This window comes from uncultured Streptomyces sp. (genome assembly GCF_947488945.1).
Taxonomy (GTDB): Bacteria; Actinomycetota; Actinomycetes; order Streptomycetales; family Streptomycetaceae; genus Streptomyces.
In genome coordinates, this window is record NZ_CANLBS010000032.1 from 1 (window position 1) to 16,836 (window position 16,836).

Genomic DNA, 16,836 nt, shown 5'->3' on the forward strand with positions numbered 1-16,836 from the left:
CCCCGCGCGATTAGCTCAGCGGGAGAGCGCTTCCCTGACACGGAAGAGGTCACTGGTTCAATCCCAGTATCGCGCACCACCGGAAATCCCCGGCCGTCTCCACGGCCGGGGATTTTCTCGTTCCCGCGGTCGCCCCGGGTGCGGGTCCCGAAGCCCCGGGCTTCCGCGGACCCGCACGGCGGCGGGCGACGGATCAGGAGGAGAAGAGCATCCGGCCGAAGCTCTTCTGGCGGTGGTGGCCGTAGTGGCCGCCGTGCCCGCCGTGCTGCGGTGCGCCCCAGGCGGGCGCGGCGGGGGCCGCGGCCGGGTAGCCCTGCGGGGACGGCGGCACGGGCGGCGGCGCCTGCTGCGTCCACTGCGACTCCAGGCGCGTCAGCGACTCCAGCTCGCCGTAGTCGAGGAATATCCCCCGGCAGCCGCTGCACTGCTCGATCTGGACACCGTTGCGGTTGTACGTGTGCATCTGGGCGTGACACTTGGGGCACTGCATCATCGACTCGGGCTCCTCGCCGTCGGTTTCCGTCACCGGATCCTGCCCGGCGACGGTCGGTTCACCCTACGACGCCCGTCACGCCGTCAACTCGGGCGGGACGGCGGCCATCCGCGCGCAGGCGTCGATCACCATCTGTTCCACTTCGTCCGGAATGCGCTGTTCCGCCGCGGACTTGGCGAGGGCGAGCGCGGCGGTCTGCACGGTCAGCGCGCGGGCCGGCACGTCCAGGTGCGCCCAGGGGTCGCCGGACGCAGGCACGGCGGGGCCGCCGGCCGCGCGGTAGGCGGCGAGGAAACGGGACCAGACGTCCGGGGCGAGGAGTCCGGCCGCGTACCAGGCGGCGGGGCGGGCGAGATCCCAGGCGGGGTCGCCGAGTCCGGCGTCGTCCACGTCGATGAGCAGCCAACTCCCGTACGGGGACGGGTCGCGCACCAACTGGCCCAGATGCAGATCGCCGTGGCACAGGAAACCCGCCCGGCGCGGGGGCGCGGCGGCCTCGCCGCGGGCCCAGCCCGGCAGGGCGTGCCAGGCGGCCAGCACCGGTCCGGTGACCGGCTCCCCGGGGCGGGCCGCGCCCATCCGGGCGACCGCGAGCGCGGCCTTGACCGGGCCCCGCATCGGCGGCAGCGGGTGCGGGGGCGCGGTCAGGTGGAGACGTGCCAGCAGCCCGGCCGCCTCCTCCCAGGGGGCGGCGTCCGGGTCGTCGGGGTCCACCGGTTCGCCGTACGGCCAGAGCGAGACGGCCCGTCCGTCGCGGGTGCGGGCGGCCGGACCGGGGGCGCGTGGGCCGGGGGCCGGGGGGCCGGGGCTTCCGGGGAGGGGAGGGAGCAGGACGCCGGCGAGGGCGGGGGACGCGGCGAGCGCGAGGCGGGCGTCCAGCCCGGCGGGATCGGCGTCGGGGGCGTGCGCCTTGGCCACCACGGGGCCGCAGCGCACCACCGTGCCATCGGCGCGGTCGGCCAGCACAAGGGGGCGCGGGCACCCGCAGGGGGTCGGCGGGGCGGTGCGGGGGACGATCGCGGGAGCGGTCGCGGTCCCCGGGTGCAGCACGGCGTGCGCGGCGGCGCGGGCGCGGGTGCCGAGGTCGTGCGCCAGGGAACCGGGGGCGGGGGCGTCCTCGTCGTGCCGCTCGCGTTCCATCGGCTCCCCCGGTCGTCGTGCACGGTCTCGGCGGCACCGCCACCGGGCACCGCCCGCGGGGATCGCCGTGGCGCGGCGCACCCACGCGCTCGTGGTGCGCGCGGTCCGGCCGTCCCGTGACCGCGTGGGCGTCGCGCGCGGCTCGTCCCACGGTCCGGGGCGCGAGCGTTCGGCGGGCGCTGCCCCCGTACCGTACCGGTCCCGGACAGAGCGATGTCCGGCCGGCTTCGCAGCCGGCCGGACACGCGCAGTCGTCCGCCGCACCCCCGTCCCCACGGGGTTGAACAGGCCGATGTCCCGGTCCGGACCGCTCTTCCGGACCCGGGGCGCCGCTCAGCGCCCCAGCATCACGCCCACGGACGACGCCTGTGTGACCACCGCGTCCCAGCCGCCGAAGACGACCACCAGAAGGGCCGCCAAAGGAAGAACCATGGCCGCCGCCACCAGCGGGTGACGGGTTCCGGCAGGCGCCTCGCGGCCGCGTGCCCGGAACATGGCCCTCGTGGCCGTGTCCGCCATGGGTCCTCTCCTGACCGGGTGTGGTGGTGGGCGGCTGCTCCGTCGGCCGCCGCTCCGAGATCAACCCTAGGCAGGCGGGGGCGCGGGGTCGTCATGCCCGCGTACCGATCGGCGGGCCTCCGGGAGGATGAGCCGTGCGTAATCGTCGTACTCCCCTGGGTGGAGAACACCCGAACGGATCCCGGGCGGGAGGCGGAGGCCGTCCCGGAGACGGAACGCCCTCACGGGACGGGTCCGACGGCCGGGGGCCGCGCCGGAAAAGGTACGGAGGGGGTGATGTCACTCACTCCGGACGGGGGCGGAGCCGGCCGGATCCGCCGGGGAGCCGCAGGTCGGCGGGGTGTGCGGGACGCCGCGTCCGGGGCGGACCGGCAGCGCGGCGGCGGCGTCGCGTGATCCCCGCGGGGCGGCAACCGCCCCTGAGCGGAGCGTCCTTGTGGGCGACCGTGCGTCAGGGTCGCCGTACGAGTCCGTTTCTGACCGTCCTTCGGCCCCCGGACCGGGCACCCGCGATCGAATCTGCGGCGAGGGCGCGGCCTCTGAGCGCGCCGGGCGCGGGATACGTAAGCTGTGCCTCGTCAGGCGGACCAGGCAGCGGGGATGGGCAGACGATGGCGATGATGCGGCTCCGGCGCGAGGATCCGCGTCTCGTCGGCTCGTTCAGACTGCACCGGCGGCTCGGAGCGGGCGGCATGGGGGTCGTCTACCTCGGCTCGGACCGGCGCGGCCAGCGGGTGGCGCTCAAGGTGATCCGGCCGGACCTGGCGGAGGATCAGGAGTTCCGCTCGCGGTTCGCCCGCGAGGTGTCGGCGGCCCGGCGGATCAGGGGAGGCTGCACGGCCCGTCTGGTCGCGGCCGATCTGGAAGCGGACCGCCCGTGGTTCGCGACCCAGTACGTCCCGGGTCCGTCCCTGCACGACAAGGTCGCCGAGGAGGGCCCGCTGTCGGCGGCGGAGGTCGCCACGATCGGCGCGGCGCTCTCCGAGGGCCTGGTCGCGGTGCACGAGGCGGGGGTGGTCCACCGGGACCTGAAGCCGTCCAACATCCTGCTCTCCCCCAAGGGCCCGCGGATCATCGACTTCGGCATCGCCTGGGCGACCGGTGCGAGCACGCTGACCCATGTCGGCACCGCCGTCGGCTCCCCCGGCTTCCTCGCGCCCGAGCAGGTGCGCGGCGCCGCGGTGACGCCGGCCACCGACGTCTTCTCGCTCGGCGCCACGCTGGCGTACGCGGCGACGGCCGACTCCCCCTTCGGGCACGGCAGTTCCGAGGTGATGCTGTACCGCGTGGTGCACGAGGAGCCTCACCTGTACGACGTGCACGACGCGCTGGCCCCGCTGGTACGGGCCTGCCTGGCGAAGGACCCGGAGGAGCGGCCGAGCACGCTCCAGCTCTCCATGCGGCTGAAGGAGATCGCGGCACGGGAGGCTCAGGGGCTGCACGAGAGCCGGCCGCCCGCCCAGCGTTCCCCGCACGAGGCGGACCGCCCGACGGGGCGGCTCGACAGCCCCTGGACCGACCAGCACACGCGGCGGGCGGAGAGCCCGTCGAACACCCGGCCGCCGCAGGGCAGGCGCCCCGCGCCGGCCTCCGGTCCGGCGTCCTCGCCGTCCGCCGCCGGCTCCGGCCGCGCCACGGCGCCCCGGACCGGTGATCCGCGGGCCGGCGATTCCCGGTCCGGTGATTCCCGGACGAGCGGTGCGCGGACCGGCGGGGCCCGGCCTCCGCAGGGGCGGGACGGTACACGTCCGGTCCGGCGTCCGGCGGCGGGCCGTAACACCACGGGCCACCGGCAGGGCACCCGTCCGGGCGGCAGCCGCACGACCGGCACCGGCCGGCGGCCCGCCAACCCGCGACTGCTCCGTCAGCGACTGGTGGTGTTCGTGGTGGTGACCCTGCTGGTCGCCCTCGGCATCGCGGCCGCCCAGGGCTGCCAGGGCCCGGCCGACGGGCTGGGCCCGGTGACGGAGAGGTCCGGCGGACCGGCGGCCGCGGCGGAGGGCCGCGTCGAGGGATAGCTCCCCCGGCACGCAACCCCTCGGCACGCAGGCCGCGCGGCACGCACACACCCCCCGCCATGCACACCTCGGTACGCACCCCCAGAACGCACGCCTCCCGGCCGGAACCCCCGGCGGGAAATCCTCGGTGCGCGGAGCCCTCGCGATCCGTGCTCGCCCTGCGGTGGCCGCTCGGGGGTGTCGGGTGCGCCGCCGGGGCGGGCCCCGCGGTCCCGTTGCCCGGGGGCGCGGCGGGCCGGGCGGCTACCGGGACCAGCGGGCCGCTTCGGGGCGGGTGGCGTAGAAGGCGACCGCGGAGGCGGCGGCGACGTTGAGGGAGTCGACGCCGGGGGCCATCGGGATGCGGACGTGGCTGTCGGCGGCGGCCAGGGCGTCGCGGGACAGGCCGTCGCCCTCGGTGCCGAAGACGAGCGCGAGGCGTTCGTGGTCCTGGGCGGCCAGCTCGTCGAGTGTGAGGGAGCGCTCGCCGAGGCAGAGCGCGGCGGTGTGGAAGCCCGCCCCCCGGAGCAGGCCGGCGTCCGCGGGCCAGGACTCCAGGCGGGTCCACGGGACCTGGAAGACGGTGCCCATCGAGACCTTGACGGCCCTGCGGTAGAGCGGATCGGCGCAGCGCGGGGTGAGCAGGACCGCGTCGACGGAGAGGGCCGCGGCGTTGCGGAAGGCCGCCCCGAGGTTGGCGTGGTCGACGATGTCCTCGAAGACGGCGATCCGGCGCCCGGTGAGGAGTTCGGGCACCGGGCGGAGCGGGCCGCGCTCCATCGAGGCCAGCGCGCCCCGGTGCACGTGGTAGCCGGTGACCCGCTCGGCCACCTCCGGGCTGACCAGGTGGACCGGCGCGTCGGTCGCCCCGATGAGGTCGGCCATCACCCCGGCCCACTTGGGGGTGAGCATCATCGAACGCATCGGGTGGCCGGCCGCGATCGCGCGGCGGATGACCTTCTCGCCCTCGGCGATGAAGAGTCCCTCGGCGGGTTCCCGGCGGCGGCGGAGCTCGACGTCGGTCAGGCCGGTGTAGTCGTGCAGGCGCGGGTCGGCGGGGTCGTCGACGGTGAGGGGTTCAGCCACGGGAGGGTGCCTCGTCCGGTGCGGGGACGGTCCGCTGGGGAGCGTCGGTCGGCGGGTGGGTCAGTGGGTGGGCGGCGTGACGGTGTCCAGGCCGACGCCCACGACGTCGCCGACGACGATGACGGCGGGCGGCCGGACGTCCTCCGCCACGGCCCGCTCGCCGACGGTCGCCAGGGTGGCGTCGACACGGCGCTGGGCGGCCGTGGTGCCCTCCTGGATCAAGGCGACGGGGGTGCCGGGGTCCTTGCCGTGGGCGATCAGGGCGGCGGAGATCTTGCCGATCTTGTCGACCGCCATCAGCAGCACCAGGGTGCCGCGCAGCCGGGCGATGGCGGCCCAGTCGACGAGCGAGCGCGGGTCGTCGGGGGCGACGTGGCCGCTGACGACGGTGAAATCGTGCGCGACCCCGCGGTGGGTGACCGGGATGCCGGCGGCGCCGGGGACGGAGATGGTGCTGGAGATGCCGGGAACGACCGTGCAGGGGATGCCCTCGGCCGCCAGGGCCTGGGCCTCCTCCATGCCGCGCCCGAAGACGAACGGGTCGCCGCCCTTGAGGCGTACGACGGCCTTGCCGGCCTTGGCGTGCTCGATCAGTGCCTGGTTGATGGCCTCCTGGGCCATGTACCGGCCGTACGGGATCTTGGCCGCGTCTATGACCTCGACGTGCGGCGGGAGTTCGTCGAGCAGGTCGCGGGGGCCGAGCCGGTCGGCGATGACGACGTCGGCGGCGGCGAGCAGGCGTCGGCCGCGGACGGTGATCAGGTCGGGGTCGCCGGGGCCCCCGCCGACGAGGGAGACGCCGGGGGTGTGGGTGCGGTGGTGCGGGGCGGCGAGGGTGCCGTCGCGCAGGCCCTCCACGATCGCGTCGCGCACGGCGGCGGAGTGCCGGGGGTCGCGTCCCTGGGAGGTGGTGGTGAGGACCGCCACGGTGACGTTCTCGCTGCGGCCGGTGGCGGGCGTCCAGGCGGTCGCCGCCTCGGCGTCGTCGCTGCGCACGCACCAGGTGCGGGTGCGTTCGGCCTCGGCGGAGGCCGCGGTGTTGGCGGCGTGGTCGCTGCTGGCGACCAGCGCGTACCAGGTGTCCGCGAGGTCCCCGTCCTGGTAGTGGCGGCGCTCCCAGCGGATCTCGCCGGCGTCGGCCATCGCCTCGACGGACGGGGTGGCGGACGGCGAGACGAGGGTGATGTCGGCGCCGGTCGCGATGAGCGCGGGCAGTCGGCGCTGCGCGACCTGCCCGCCGCCGACGACGACGACGCGGCGCCCGTGGAGACGCAGTCCGACGGGGTAGGCGGGGTGATCGGCGTGCTCGGCCATGGCGGGGCGGACTCCTCGGCAGGGTGCGGCGCGTGCGGCGCGGACGTGGGCGCGGGACGCGGCACGGTACGACGGGGGTACGGGCGCTGCGGCGGTGGAGCGGCCGTGACGTGCGGATGTACGGGAGGGTGGCGCGGACCACGATACGGGGTGGCGCGCCGGGGCCGGCCGGACGCCGGTGTGCGGTACGCCTCAGGAGCCCGGCGGGTGGGCCGGGCTCCCGGGGCGGTCCGTCACTTCTCGGTGACGCCCGCCGAGTCGAACGTGGCGACCTCGTGCATGGCGCGGGCCGCGCTCTGCACGATCGGCAGGGCGAGCAGGGCGCCGGTGCCCTCGCCGAGCCGCAGGTCGAGGTCGATCAGCGGACGCAGGCCGAGCTTGTTGAGCGCGGCGACGTGGCCGGGCTCGGCGCTGCGGTGGCCCGCGATGCACGCGGCCATGGCCTCCGGGGCGATCGCGCGGGCGACCAGGGCGGCGGCTCCCGCGCTGACCCCGTCGAGGATGACGGGGATGCGGAGCGAGGCGCCGCCGAGGAGGTAGCCGGCCATCGCCGCGTGCTCCAGGCCGCCGACCGCGGCGAGGACGCCGATCGGGTCGGACGGGTCGGGCTGGTGCAGGTCCAGGGCGCGGCGCACCACGTCCACCTTGCGGGCGTGCATCTCGTCGTTGATGCCGGTGCCGCGGCCGGTGACCTCGGACGGGTCGCTGTCGGTGTACACGCAGATGAGCGCCGCCGACGCGGTGGTGTTGGCGATGCCCATCTCGCCGATGAGCAGGCCCTTGTTGCCGGCCGCGACCAGGTCGCGGGCGGTCTCGATGCCGACCTCGATGGCGGCGAGGACGTCCTCGCGGCTCATCGCGGGCCCGGTGGTGAAGTCCGCGGTGCCGGGGCGCACCTTGCGGGGCAGCAGGCCGGGGGTGGCGGGCAGCTCGCCGGCGACGCCGACGTCGACCACGCACACCTCGGCGCCGACCTGGTTGGCGAAGGCGTTGCAGACCGCGCCGCCCGCGAGGAAGTTGGCCACCATCTGGGAGGTGACCTCCTGCGGCCACGCGGTGACGCCCTGGGCGTGCACCCCGTGGTCGCCGGCGAAGATCGCGACGGCGGCGGGTTCGGGGATCGGCGGCGGGCAGGCGCGGGACAGTCCGGCGAGCTGGGCGGAGATGATCTCCAGCATGCCGAGGGCGCCCGCGGGCGTGGTCATGCGCTTCTGCCGCTCCCATGCCTCGCCGAGCGCCTTGGCGTCCAGCGGGCGGATGGCGGAGATCGTCTCCTGGAGCAGGTCGTGGGGCTCCTCGCCGGGCAGCGCCCGGCGGCCGTACGTCTCCTCGTGGACGACCCAGGACAGGGGACGGCGCTTGGACCAGCCGGCTTGCATCAGCTCGGGCTCCTCGGGGAATTCGTCGACGTATCCGACGCACAGATAGGCGACGACTTCGAGGTGCTCGGGCAGGCCGAGGGCGCGGACCATCTCGCGCTCGTCGAAGAAGCTGACCCAGCCGACGCCGAGCCCTTCGGCGCGGGCCGCGAGCCATAGGTTCTCCACGGCCAGCGCCGAGGAGTACGGGGCCATCTGCGGCTGGGTGTGCCGGCCGAGCGTGTGGCGGCCGCCCCGGGTCGGGTCGGCGGTGACGACGATGTTGACGGGGGTGTCGAGGATGGCCTCGATCTTCAGGGCCTTGAACTGCTTGGCCCGGCCCTTGGGCAACGAGGTCGCGTAGGCGTCGCGCTGGCGCTCGGCCAGTTCGTGCATGGCGCGGCGGGTCTCGGCGGACCGGATGACCACGAAGTCCCACGGCTGCGAGTGACCGACGCTGGGCGCGGTATGGGCGGCTTCGAGGACCCGGAGCAGGACCTCGTGCGGGATGGGGTCGCTGCGGAAGCCGTTGCGGATGTCGCGGCGCTCGCGCATGACCCGCAGCACGGCCTCGCGCTCGGCCTCGTCGTAGCCGGGGGCCGGGGGGCCGGGCGCGAGGACGGGCTCGGCGGCCGGTTCGGCGTCGGTGGGCCCGACGGCCTCCGGGGGCAGCTCGGCGGACTCGGTCTGCCCGGCGGACTCGGTCTGCCCGTTGGCGCAGGGCTGCTCCGCGGTCGGGGGCTGCTCGGCGGGGAGGTTCTGATCGTCGGGGACAGGCAGCTCCGCGGGCGCCGCGGCGGGCTCGTCCGGGGCCCGGTGGACCGGACCCATCGCGAACGGGACCCGGGCCGGGACAGGCTCCTCGACGGGCTCTTCGGCCTCCTCGGCGGCTTCCCGCGCCCGGGCCGCCTCGCGGGCGGACGCGGCGGACGCGTCCACGAACGGCTCGGCCGGCGGCACCGCGACGGACGCCTCGGGGAGGGCCTGCCCGGAGGTGTCGTACGGCGCCTGCTGGTCGGCGTACTGGACCTGCTCGGCGGTCTCGTACGGGGCCTGCTCGGTGGACGGCGCCTGCTGGTCGGCGTGCGCGGCCTGCCCGGCGGTCTCGTACGGGGCCTGCCGGTCGGCGGGCGCCTCGGCCGGGAGCCCGGCCGGAACGGCGTATGCGGTCGCTTCGTCGGCCGGCTCCCTCTGCTCGGGCACCGCCACCGGTTCCGGCGCGGTCCCTACGGCGTCCGGGGAGGCCACGGCCTGAACCTGCGGCCCGGCCGGTCCGGCGGGAGCGGTCGCGGGCAGGTCGGGGACGACCGTTTCTGCCGCGACATCGGTCACGGGAGCGTGCCCGGCTTCCGTGTACGGAGCGGGGGCGGGCTCGGCGGGGGCGGGCTCGGCGGAAGGGCTGTCGGCCGGGGCGAACGCCTGCGCGGCGTCCTGCGGGACCTCCTGGGCGGGCCACACGGGAGTCTCCGGGGCCGCGGGAGCCTCCTGAACCGCGGCGACCACCGGGGCCACGTCGGCCACGGCCGCCACGGGGATCCCGGCGGGCTCACCCGGCTCGTACGCCACGGGGGCCGCGGCCGTCCCGGAAACCTCGGGAGCCACGGGGGCCTCAGCGCCCACCGGGGCCTCGGAAACCGCCTGGGGCGCGGGCGCCTCGGGGGTCACCGGCGCCTCGACAACCTCCGGGGTCGCGGACTCACCGGCAGCGACAGGAGCACCGTCAGCCACGGGAGCGTCAACAGCCGCAGGCACCCCGGCGGTCTCGTACGCCTGAGCCGTCTCGTGCGTCTCGTGCGTCTCGTGCGTCTCGGTCGCCACGGGCGTCTCGTGCGGCACGGACGTCTCGTACGCCGCAGGGGCCTCATAGGCAGCGGGCGCGAAGGGGGCCCGCTGTTCCTCGGCGGCGGGCACGGCGGCGAGGGAGTCCTCCCCGCCGGCAAGCTGCTCGGGCGCGGCTGTCTGCTCCGGGACCGGCACGGCCTCCGGGGTGGCGGGCACCTCGGCGGGAGCCGTCTCCGGCGGGAGGGACGTCTCCGGCTGGGTGGGAGCCTCCGGCTGGGCGGGCGCCCAGGCGCCGCCCTGCGGCGGGACCTCGCCGAACTGCGGGCCGGGCAGCACCGGGGTCTCCTCGGCCGGGGCCTCGTAGGACTCGGGGGCGGGTGCGCTCGGCGCGGCGTGGCGCACCGGGGTGTGCGTGCGCGGGGCTCCGGCCGGGCCGCGGTCGGCGAGCGAGCGGACCACACCGCCGCCGGGCGGGGTGGTGCCGTACGTCGGGCCGTCCACGGCGGACGGCCCGCGGTGCAGCGGGCGGCGGACCGGGGTCTGCGGGCGGGTGTCGTACGGAGTGCGGACCTGCTCGGGGACCTGTGCCTGCGCGGAGGGGACCTGCGCCTGCGCGGCGGAGTCCTGGCCGGCGGGCCGGGCGTGGCCCGGAGCGGTCTGGTGCTCGCTCCAGGCGCCCTGGGCGGCCGGCATCAGCAGCAGGTCGTCGTCCTCGGGGGCGTGTGCGGAGGGTTCGAGGTAGGTGTAGTCACCCGGGGCGGGTACGCCCGGCTGCTCCACCATGCCTGCGTTCTCCGGCTGTCCCTCTTCCGGGAACCGGCCGGTGTCAGTCATGCGTACCCCTTGCCCATCGTCAGTGCTCCTTCGGCCCTTCGCCCGGGACGCGCGGCCACGGCACGCCGGTACTCGTCACGTAGAACGAGCGGGCTCGCCGCGCGGCACGAAACGCCCGCGGACCTCTTCATATTCTCGCGTCCGCCCGCCGCGGCGGCAGGCCGTTGCGCAGCGACCCGATGTGGACTGCGCCACGTTGCGCTTTCCCCGGTTGCGCCCTACCACAAGATGGACCAAAAGAGTCCCCTTTTCCGGACATTGACGCACGAAGCGTCGAACGGCGCGGTTCGGTACGACGATCGGCCAGCCTACCTCTCGCGCCCCGGCGACCTGGTCAGGGGGCGTGCTCCGAACGCCGGGCGGAGAGCAGGAAGACGACGGAGCGTTCGCGTTCCGCCCATACGTCGGTGTCCAGTTCGACGGACTGCAGCAGCGTGCACTCGACCTGGTAGCCGGTGCCGGAGAGGGCGGCGACGAGAGCCTCGGCCTGGTCCCGTGTCGCGGCGTGGGTGACGATCCGTTCGGGGCGCCGGTCCACCACGGCGGCCAGCACCTGGACCCCGCCGCCGCCGACGCGTACCACGTCGGGTTCGGGCAGGCGTTCCAGGACGTGCGGGGCGCGGCCGTGCACCACGTCGACGGTGACGCCGAAGGCGCCGGCCGCTGCGGCCGTCCGTTCGCAGGCCTCCGGGTCGCTGTCGACGGCGAGCACGGCGGCCCCGAAGCGGGCGGCCTCCACGGCGAACGCGCCGCTGCCGGAGCCGAGGTCCCAGACGAGGTCGCCCGCGCGGGGGCCTAGGCGGGCGAGTTGAGCGGCGCGCAGACCGGGCGACTCGCCCTCCACGTACCGCTCGGGGCTCGCGTCGCCGGTCGCGTACTCGCGCGTCGGCAGGGCCCAGCCGCGGACGGTTCCGGGGGCGCGTCCGGCGAACCAGCCGCCGGTGGCGGACGTTTCGGGGCCGCCGCCGGCCACGATGACGACGTTCGGGTCGCGCCAGGTGTGGTCGGCGACCTTGTCGGAGGTGAGGACCGTGACGCGCTCGCGCTCGGTGCCGAGTTCCTCGCAGATCACGAACGTGCGGTGGACGCCCTCCAGGAGCAGGGCGAGTTCGGCCGGTCCGGCGCCCGGCGAGGTGAGGACGGCGACCTTGTGGTGGGCGCGGCAGATGTTCACGGCGCGGCGCAGGGTGCGCGGGTGGGCGACGACGATCTGGGCGTCGTCCCACGGCATTCCGGCACGGGCGAAGGCGGTGGCGACGGAGGAGACCGCCGGCACCACCTCGACCTCCAGGCCGTGTTCGGGGGCGCGCAGGGTGCGGACGACGCCGAAGAAGCCGGGGTCGCCGTCGGCGAGGACCACGACGCTGCCGCGGTGGCGGGCGATCCGACGGGCGGCGAGGTCGACGCTGCCGAGCCGGACGCGTTCGGCGCCGCCGGGGATTTCGGGGAGCGCGAGGTGGTGGGCGGCTCCGGCGACGAGCGTCGCGGCGGAGAGCGCCGCCGTCGCCGCGCGGGTCAGCGGCGAACCGTCCCAGCCGATCACCGTGACGCGGTCGGCCATCGTCGTGTGTCTCCTGGTTCGCTGGTGCCGTGCTGCGGGCGTGCCGCCCCGCCGGACGGGGTCCGGCGGGCAGGGTGAGGTTACCGGGTCGTCCCCGGGGCCGTGCGGGGGACCGCCCGCCGTCAGCCCCAGTCGTCGTACGTGCCGTATCCCCCGGCGTCCGCGAGTTGTTCCGCGACGCCTTCGAGGTCCTCGGGGAGCAGCCCCCAGACGATGAAGTCGGTGCGCACGTCGGTCCAGCCGCCGTCCTCGCCGTTCTCGGTCCGGGTGCGCGCTATGCACGCGTTGCGCAGGACGCCTTCGCTGATGCAGCCGAGTTTCTGCGCGACCTGCTGGGAGGCGGTGTTGTCGGCCTGGGTGCGCAGCTCGATGCGTTCGAACCCCTGGTCGCGGAAGAGCCATTCGGCGAGGGCGAGCACGGCTTCGGTGGCGTATCCCTCGCCGCGGGCCCAGGGGGCGGTGATGTAGACGACCTCGGTGGACCTGGTGCGCCAGTCGGTGTTCAGCAGCCGTACGGAGCCGACGAGCCGCTGGGTGAGGAACTCGGTGACGGCGAGGACGATGCCGCGGCCCTGGGTGCGTTCGGCGGGCGCGATGCGGCGGACCCAGCGTTCGGCGTCGGTCGTGGTGTAGGGGTGCGGGCCTTCGGTCCAGGCGGTGACGGCCTCGTCGTTCATCATGTCGGTGAGCGGGGGTACGTCGGCGGCGTCGAAGGGGCGCAGCACCAATCTGTCCGTGCTGATGGAGATGGACGGAAAGGTGGCAGTCATGCGCAGCTCCATGCCGAGTACCGGGTTAAAGGCACAGCATGCAGCATCGGGCGTGCCGGGCGCATGGGCGGGTCCGCGCGCGGCGGAGCCCCGCACCCCCCGGGCCGGGGGGTGCGGGGCTCCGCCGGAGGGACCGCGGGGGTCAGGAGGCGTCGGAGGCGCCGAACGCCGGGACGACCGAACCGTCGTAGGTGTCCTCGATGTACTGCTTGACCTCGTCGGAGTTGAGGAGCTTCGCGAGCTTCTCGACGCGCGGGTCCTTCTCGTTGCCGTCCTTCACCACGAGGAGGTTGGCGTACGGGTTGCCGTCGGCGCTCTCCAGGGCGAGGGAGTCCTCGGCGGGCTTGAGCTTGGCCTCGATCGCGTAGTTGCCGTTGATGACGGCGGCGTCGACGTCGTCCAGGGCGCGGGGCACGGTGGCGGCCTCCAGTTCCTTGAACTCCAGGCCCTTCTTGTCCGTGATGTCGTTCAGGGTGGCGTCGGTGCCGACGCCGTCCTTGAGGGTGATGACGCCCTGGTCGGCGAGGAGCAGCAGGGCGCGGCCCTCGTTGGTGGTGTCGTTGGGCACGGCGATGGTCTGACCGGCCTTGATGTCCTTGATGTCCTTGATCGTCTTGGAGTAGACGCCCAGCGGCTCCAGGTGCACCTTGACGACCGGCACCAGGTGGGTGTCGTTCTTCTTGTTGAAGTCGTCGAGGTACGGCTTGTGCTGGAAGAAGTTGGCGTCGACCTGGCCGGTCTCGGTCGCGGTGTTCGGCAGGACGTAGTCCGTGAACTCCTTGACCTCCAGCTTGAGGCCCGCCTTCTCCGCCAGGTTCTTCTTGACGAAGTTCAGGATGTCGGCGTGCGGCGTCGGGGACGCGGCGACGACGAGGGCCTTGGAGGTGTCGGCGCTCGCGCCGGCGCCGCTGGAGGACGGGTCGGAGGAGGTGCCGCAGGCGGTGAGGCCGAGGGCGAGAGCGGCGGTGGCGGCGGCTGCCGCGGCGAGCTTCTGGTTCTTGCGCACGAAGAGTGCCTCTTTCGGTGGTGAGGTGGTGCGCCCGGACAAGGAGTGCGGGCTGAGGTCGCGCCGGTGCGACGGGGTCGCCGCCGGCCGGCGTCGGAGGGAGGTCAGGAGGCGGTGCGGCCCCGGCGGGCGAGCAGCCGCACGGCGAGGTCGCCGACGAGCTGGACCACGGAGACGATGACGATCAGCAGCACGACGGTGACGAGCATGAACTGGTTGTCGAACCGCTGGAATCCGTAGGTGACGGCCTTGGAGCCGAGCCCTTCGCCGCCGACCGCACCGGCCATGGCGGAGTAGCCGATCAGCACGATGACGGTGGTGGTGACGCCGGAGACCAGGGACGGGAGGGCCTGCGGGAGCAGCACCTTGCGGACGATGGTGGGCACCGAGCCGCCCATCGACTGGACGGCTTCGACGAGTCCGTGGTCGACCTCGCGGACGGCGGTCTCGACGAGCCGGGCGAAGAACGGGACGGCGCCGACCGCGAGCGGGACGATCATCGCGGTGGGGCCGATGAAGGTGCCGACGACCCAGGTGGTGAAGGGGATCAGGGCGATCAGCAGGATGATGAAGGGGAGCGAGCGCCCGATGTTCACGATCACGCCGACGACCTTGTTGACCACGGTGTTGCGGAGCAGGCCGTCCTTGTCGGTGAGGACGAGGAGCACGCCGAGCGGCAGGCCGATCACGACGGTGACCAGCGCGGACCACAGGACCATGTAGAGGGTGTCGAAGGTGCCCTGCGTCAGCAGGGGCTGCATCTCGGACCAGGTCACTTCGCGGCCTCCTTGGCGAGCGGGGCGGGGGTCTGGGCCGGGACGGCGGCTGCGGCTTCGGCGTCGGCCCCGGCTTCGGCTTCGGCTTCGGCTTCGGCCCGGACGATCTCGGCCTGGAGTCCCTGTTCGCGCAGGAAGCCGATCGGCACGACGTTGTCGTCGAACGTGCCGGGCAGTTCGATGCGCATCCGGCCGATCTGTTTGCCCCCGACGGTGTCCATGGCGGCGCCGAGGATCGAGATGTCGATGTTGTACGTCCGCGAGAGCTGCGAGATCACCGGGCGTCCGGCGGACTCGCCGTGGAAGGTGACGTCGATGACCGTGCGGTCCGGGCCGGAGACGCCGCCGCCGACGGGAAAGAGCGCGCCGGCCAGTTCGGAGCCGGGGGTGGCGAGCAGGTCGCCGACGGTGCCGGACTCGACGACGCGGCCCCGGCGCATCAGCGCGGCGGAGTCGCAGACCGTCTTGACGACGTCCATCTCGTGCGTGATCAGCAGGACGGTGAGGTTCAGCTCGCGGTTGAGGTCGCGCAGGAGCTGGAGGATCGAGCGGGTGGTCTCGGGGTCGAGGGCGGAGGTCGCCTCGTCGGAGAGGAGCACCTTCGGGTCGCCGGCGAGGGCGCGGGCGATGCCGACGCGCTGCTTCTGTCCGCCGGAGAGCTGGCCGGGGTACGCCTTGGCCTTGTCGGCGAGGCCGACCAGGTCGAGGAGTTCGCGGGCCTTGCGGGTGCGGGCCTGGCCGGAGACGCCGAGGATCTCCAGCGGCAGTTCGACGTTGCCGAGGACGGTGCGGGAGGAGAGGAGGTTGAAGTGCTGGAAGACCATGCCGATCCGGCCGCGCGCCTCGCGCAGTTCCCGGCCGGCCCGCCGACCGCGGCCGGCGAGGGCCGTGAGGTCCTGTCCGGCCACGGTGACGGTGCCGGAGGTGGGGCGTTCAAGGAGGTTGACGCAGCGGATCAGGGAGGACTTTCCGGCGCCGCTCTGTCCGATGACGCCGAACACCTCGCCCTCGCGGACGTGCAGGTCGACGTCGTCGAGTGCGGTGACCTCGCGGTCGCGCGACTGGTAGACCTTCGTGAGGCCCGAAGTGGTGATCACAGGGGTTTCCGTCACTGTCGAGTGCGCGGCGCGGTGTCCGCCGGGCACGGGGCGTTCGTCCGAAGAGGCCGGACCGGCACGGTCGGCCGGTCGGTCTCGGCACGTGGGGCCCGGCGGTGGCCGGGTCGACTCGTGCGGGGCGTGGCTCGGTCCGCGGGGGCGCGGACGGCACGGCTCGGTCTCGCTTCGGGGCGCGAGACGCAGGCGGGGGCCCTCAGATGGCGCGCATTCGACACATACAACGAGCACCGGGCGCGCTGATCGCCTCGGTCGCAGGGGTGCGGTTGCTCGTCGTGGTCATGGGCCAAGTAAAACAGATGTAACTTCTCCGGGTCCGAGAGTGTCCGGATACCGGACACCTCCGGGCCGGCCCCCGCGGCGCGGCCCCGCTGCCTCCACCGTACGTTATAGGGTCTCTCTGACCTGCACGGATACCGGTCCTCGGGGTACCGGCCAGGGGCCGTGGGGGCGGGGTGTACGCCCGTGCGATGTGGCCAACGCCACGGCGGGGGGCGGTGGTGGCCCCCTTCGGTTCGTACACGAAGCGTGACGGGCGGAGTGACCGCAGAGGCGGAGGGGCCGCGGACGGACGCCCGGCGGGTGAACGGTCCGGAAGCCCGGGGCCGCACGGCCCCCTGGGGAGCGGGCCGGGCCGGGGCGGGGCCGGGGTCGCACGCCGGGGCGGGGCCGGGGGCGCGGGGTCGCACGCCGGTTCCGGGCGGGGCCGTAATACCCTCGGCTCATGCTCGTCGCCCTGACGGTCACGCTCGCCGTGGCCGCGCTCGCCCTCGCCGCCTGGTGCGGATTCGCCGCCTACCGGGACCAGCCCACCAAGGACTGGCACTTCATCGGCATGGCGGTGGTCTCGCTGCTGGCGTTCGCCCAGCTCGTGGTGGGCATCGTGCTGCTGGCCCGCGGCGAGCGGCCCGACCAGGGCATGACGATCTTCATCTGCTATCTCATCGGCTGCTTCGCGGCGGTCCCGGCGGCCGGTGTCATGTCGCTGACCGAGCGGACCCGTTGGGGTTCGGCGACCGTGGCCGCCGGTGCGGTCGTCCTGGCCGTGCTGCAGGTCCGCCTCTACGACATCTGGGGAAACTGAC

13 protein-coding genes and 1 tRNA gene are annotated in these 16,836 nt (G+C 74.7%); 3 read left to right on the forward strand and 11 right to left on the reverse strand.

The features are described 5' to 3' along the window. The first annotated feature begins 4 nt into the window (after nucleotides 1–4). A tRNA-Val gene (locus tag Q0994_RS31415) sits at nucleotides 5–79 on the forward strand. Between the two features lie 114 nt (nucleotides 80–193). Here Q0994_RS31415 and Q0994_RS31420 read toward each other — a convergent pair. The 3 genes from Q0994_RS31420 to Q0994_RS31430 all read right to left on the reverse strand — a co-directional run bounded on the left by Q0994_RS31420 (nucleotide 194) and on the right by Q0994_RS31430 (nucleotide 2,152). After that, nucleotides 194–493 (reverse strand): zf-TFIIB domain-containing protein, encoded by a 300-nt coding sequence (locus Q0994_RS31420; protein WP_299541704.1) that lies wholly within the window; start codon nucleotides 491–493, stop codon nucleotides 194–196. A 75-nt stretch (nucleotides 494–568) separates the two neighbouring features. Further along, on the reverse strand, nucleotides 569–1,633 hold the full coding sequence (locus tag Q0994_RS31425; protein ID WP_299541607.1) for an aminoglycoside phosphotransferase family protein: 1,065 nt from the start codon (nucleotides 1,631–1,633) through the stop codon (nucleotides 569–571). A 333-nt stretch (nucleotides 1,634–1,966) separates the two neighbouring features. Further along, nucleotides 1,967–2,152, reverse strand: a complete 186-nt coding sequence (locus Q0994_RS31430; RefSeq protein ID WP_299541609.1) for a hypothetical protein — start codon at nucleotides 2,150–2,152, stop codon at nucleotides 1,967–1,969. Between the two features lie 611 nt (nucleotides 2,153–2,763). Here Q0994_RS31430 and Q0994_RS31435 point away from each other — a divergent pair. Continuing rightward, entirely contained in the window at nucleotides 2,764–4,170 is a 1,407-nt protein-coding gene (locus Q0994_RS31435; RefSeq protein WP_299541612.1) for a serine/threonine protein kinase, read from the forward strand. Nucleotides 4,171–4,413: 243 nt separating this feature from the next. On the opposite strand, the gene Q0994_RS31440 is transcribed toward Q0994_RS31435, so the two are convergent. From Q0994_RS31440 to Q0994_RS31475, 8 genes are all read right to left on the reverse strand, one after another. Beyond that, a complete protein-coding gene (locus Q0994_RS31440) occupies nucleotides 4,414–5,235 on the reverse strand; it encodes an RNA methyltransferase (RefSeq protein WP_299541614.1) in 822 nt (273 codons plus the stop codon). Nucleotides 5,236–5,295: 60 nt separating this feature from the next. Then, nucleotides 5,296–6,549, reverse strand: a complete 1,254-nt coding sequence (gene cobA, locus Q0994_RS31445) for a uroporphyrinogen-III C-methyltransferase (protein WP_299541616.1) — start codon at nucleotides 6,547–6,549, stop codon at nucleotides 5,296–5,298. 233 nt (nucleotides 6,550–6,782) lie between these two features. Continuing rightward, complete coding sequence (cobT, locus tag Q0994_RS31450; RefSeq protein WP_299541618.1) at nucleotides 6,783–10,523, reverse strand: nicotinate-nucleotide--dimethylbenzimidazole phosphoribosyltransferase; 3,741 nt, start codon at nucleotides 10,521–10,523, stop codon at nucleotides 6,783–6,785. Nucleotides 10,524–10,857: 334 nt separating this feature from the next. After that, nucleotides 10,858–12,084 (reverse strand): precorrin-6y C5,15-methyltransferase (decarboxylating) subunit CbiE, encoded by a 1,227-nt coding sequence (gene cbiE, locus Q0994_RS31455; protein WP_299541620.1) that lies wholly within the window; start codon nucleotides 12,082–12,084, stop codon nucleotides 10,858–10,860. Nucleotides 12,085–12,206: 122 nt separating this feature from the next. Continuing rightward, the gene (locus Q0994_RS31460) at nucleotides 12,207–12,854 is read right to left on the reverse strand and encodes a GNAT family N-acetyltransferase (protein WP_299541623.1); all 648 of its coding nucleotides are present in this window, start codon (nucleotides 12,852–12,854) and stop codon (nucleotides 12,207–12,209) included. 142 nt (nucleotides 12,855–12,996) lie between these two features. Continuing rightward, the gene (locus Q0994_RS31465; RefSeq protein ID WP_299541625.1) at nucleotides 12,997–13,860 is read right to left on the reverse strand and encodes a MetQ/NlpA family ABC transporter substrate-binding protein; all 864 of its coding nucleotides are present in this window, start codon (nucleotides 13,858–13,860) and stop codon (nucleotides 12,997–12,999) included. Between the two features lie 104 nt (nucleotides 13,861–13,964). Next, nucleotides 13,965–14,636, reverse strand: a complete 672-nt coding sequence (locus tag Q0994_RS31470) for a methionine ABC transporter permease (protein ID WP_299541627.1) — start codon at nucleotides 14,634–14,636, stop codon at nucleotides 13,965–13,967. Continuing rightward, nucleotides 14,633–15,733 (reverse strand): methionine ABC transporter ATP-binding protein, encoded by a 1,101-nt coding sequence (locus tag Q0994_RS31475; RefSeq protein ID WP_299541629.1) that lies wholly within the window; start codon nucleotides 15,731–15,733, stop codon nucleotides 14,633–14,635. The genes Q0994_RS31470 and Q0994_RS31475 overlap by 4 nt, the downstream gene beginning before the upstream one ends. A gap of 742 nt (nucleotides 15,734–16,475) precedes the next feature. Here Q0994_RS31475 and Q0994_RS31480 point away from each other — a divergent pair. Further along, on the forward strand, nucleotides 16,476–16,835 hold the full coding sequence (locus Q0994_RS31480; protein WP_299541632.1) for a hypothetical protein: 360 nt from the start codon (nucleotides 16,476–16,478) through the stop codon (nucleotides 16,833–16,835). The last annotated feature ends 1 nt before the right edge of the window (nucleotide 16,836 follow it).

What these genes read in the sequence shown, in the direction of transcription:
- Q0994_RS31420 (WP_299541704.1), bottom strand. Translation starts at nt 493, where the DNA reads ATGATGCAGTGCCCCAAGTGTCACGCCCAGATGCACACGTACAACCGC.
- Q0994_RS31425 (WP_299541607.1), bottom strand. Translation starts at nt 1,633, where the DNA reads ATGGAACGCGAGCGGCACGACGAGGACGCCCCCGCCCCCGGTTCCCTG.
- Q0994_RS31430 (WP_299541609.1), bottom strand. Translation starts at nt 2,152, where the DNA reads ATGGCGGACACGGCCACGAGGGCCATGTTCCGGGCACGCGGCCGCGAG.
- Q0994_RS31435 (WP_299541612.1), top strand. Translation starts at nt 2,764, where the DNA reads ATGGCGATGATGCGGCTCCGGCGCGAGGATCCGCGTCTCGTCGGCTCG.
- cobA (WP_299541616.1), bottom strand. Translation starts at nt 6,549, where the DNA reads ATGGCCGAGCACGCCGATCACCCCGCCTACCCCGTCGGACTGCGTCTC.
- cobT (WP_299541618.1), bottom strand. Translation starts at nt 10,523, where the DNA reads ATGACTGACACCGGCCGGTTCCCGGAAGAGGGACAGCCGGAGAACGCA.
- cbiE (WP_299541620.1), bottom strand. Translation starts at nt 12,084, where the DNA reads ATGGCCGACCGCGTCACGGTGATCGGCTGGGACGGTTCGCCGCTGACC.
- Q0994_RS31460 (WP_299541623.1), bottom strand. Translation starts at nt 12,854, where the DNA reads ATGACTGCCACCTTTCCGTCCATCTCCATCAGCACGGACAGATTGGTG.
- Q0994_RS31480 (WP_299541632.1), top strand. Translation starts at nt 16,476, where the DNA reads ATGCTCGTCGCCCTGACGGTCACGCTCGCCGTGGCCGCGCTCGCCCTC.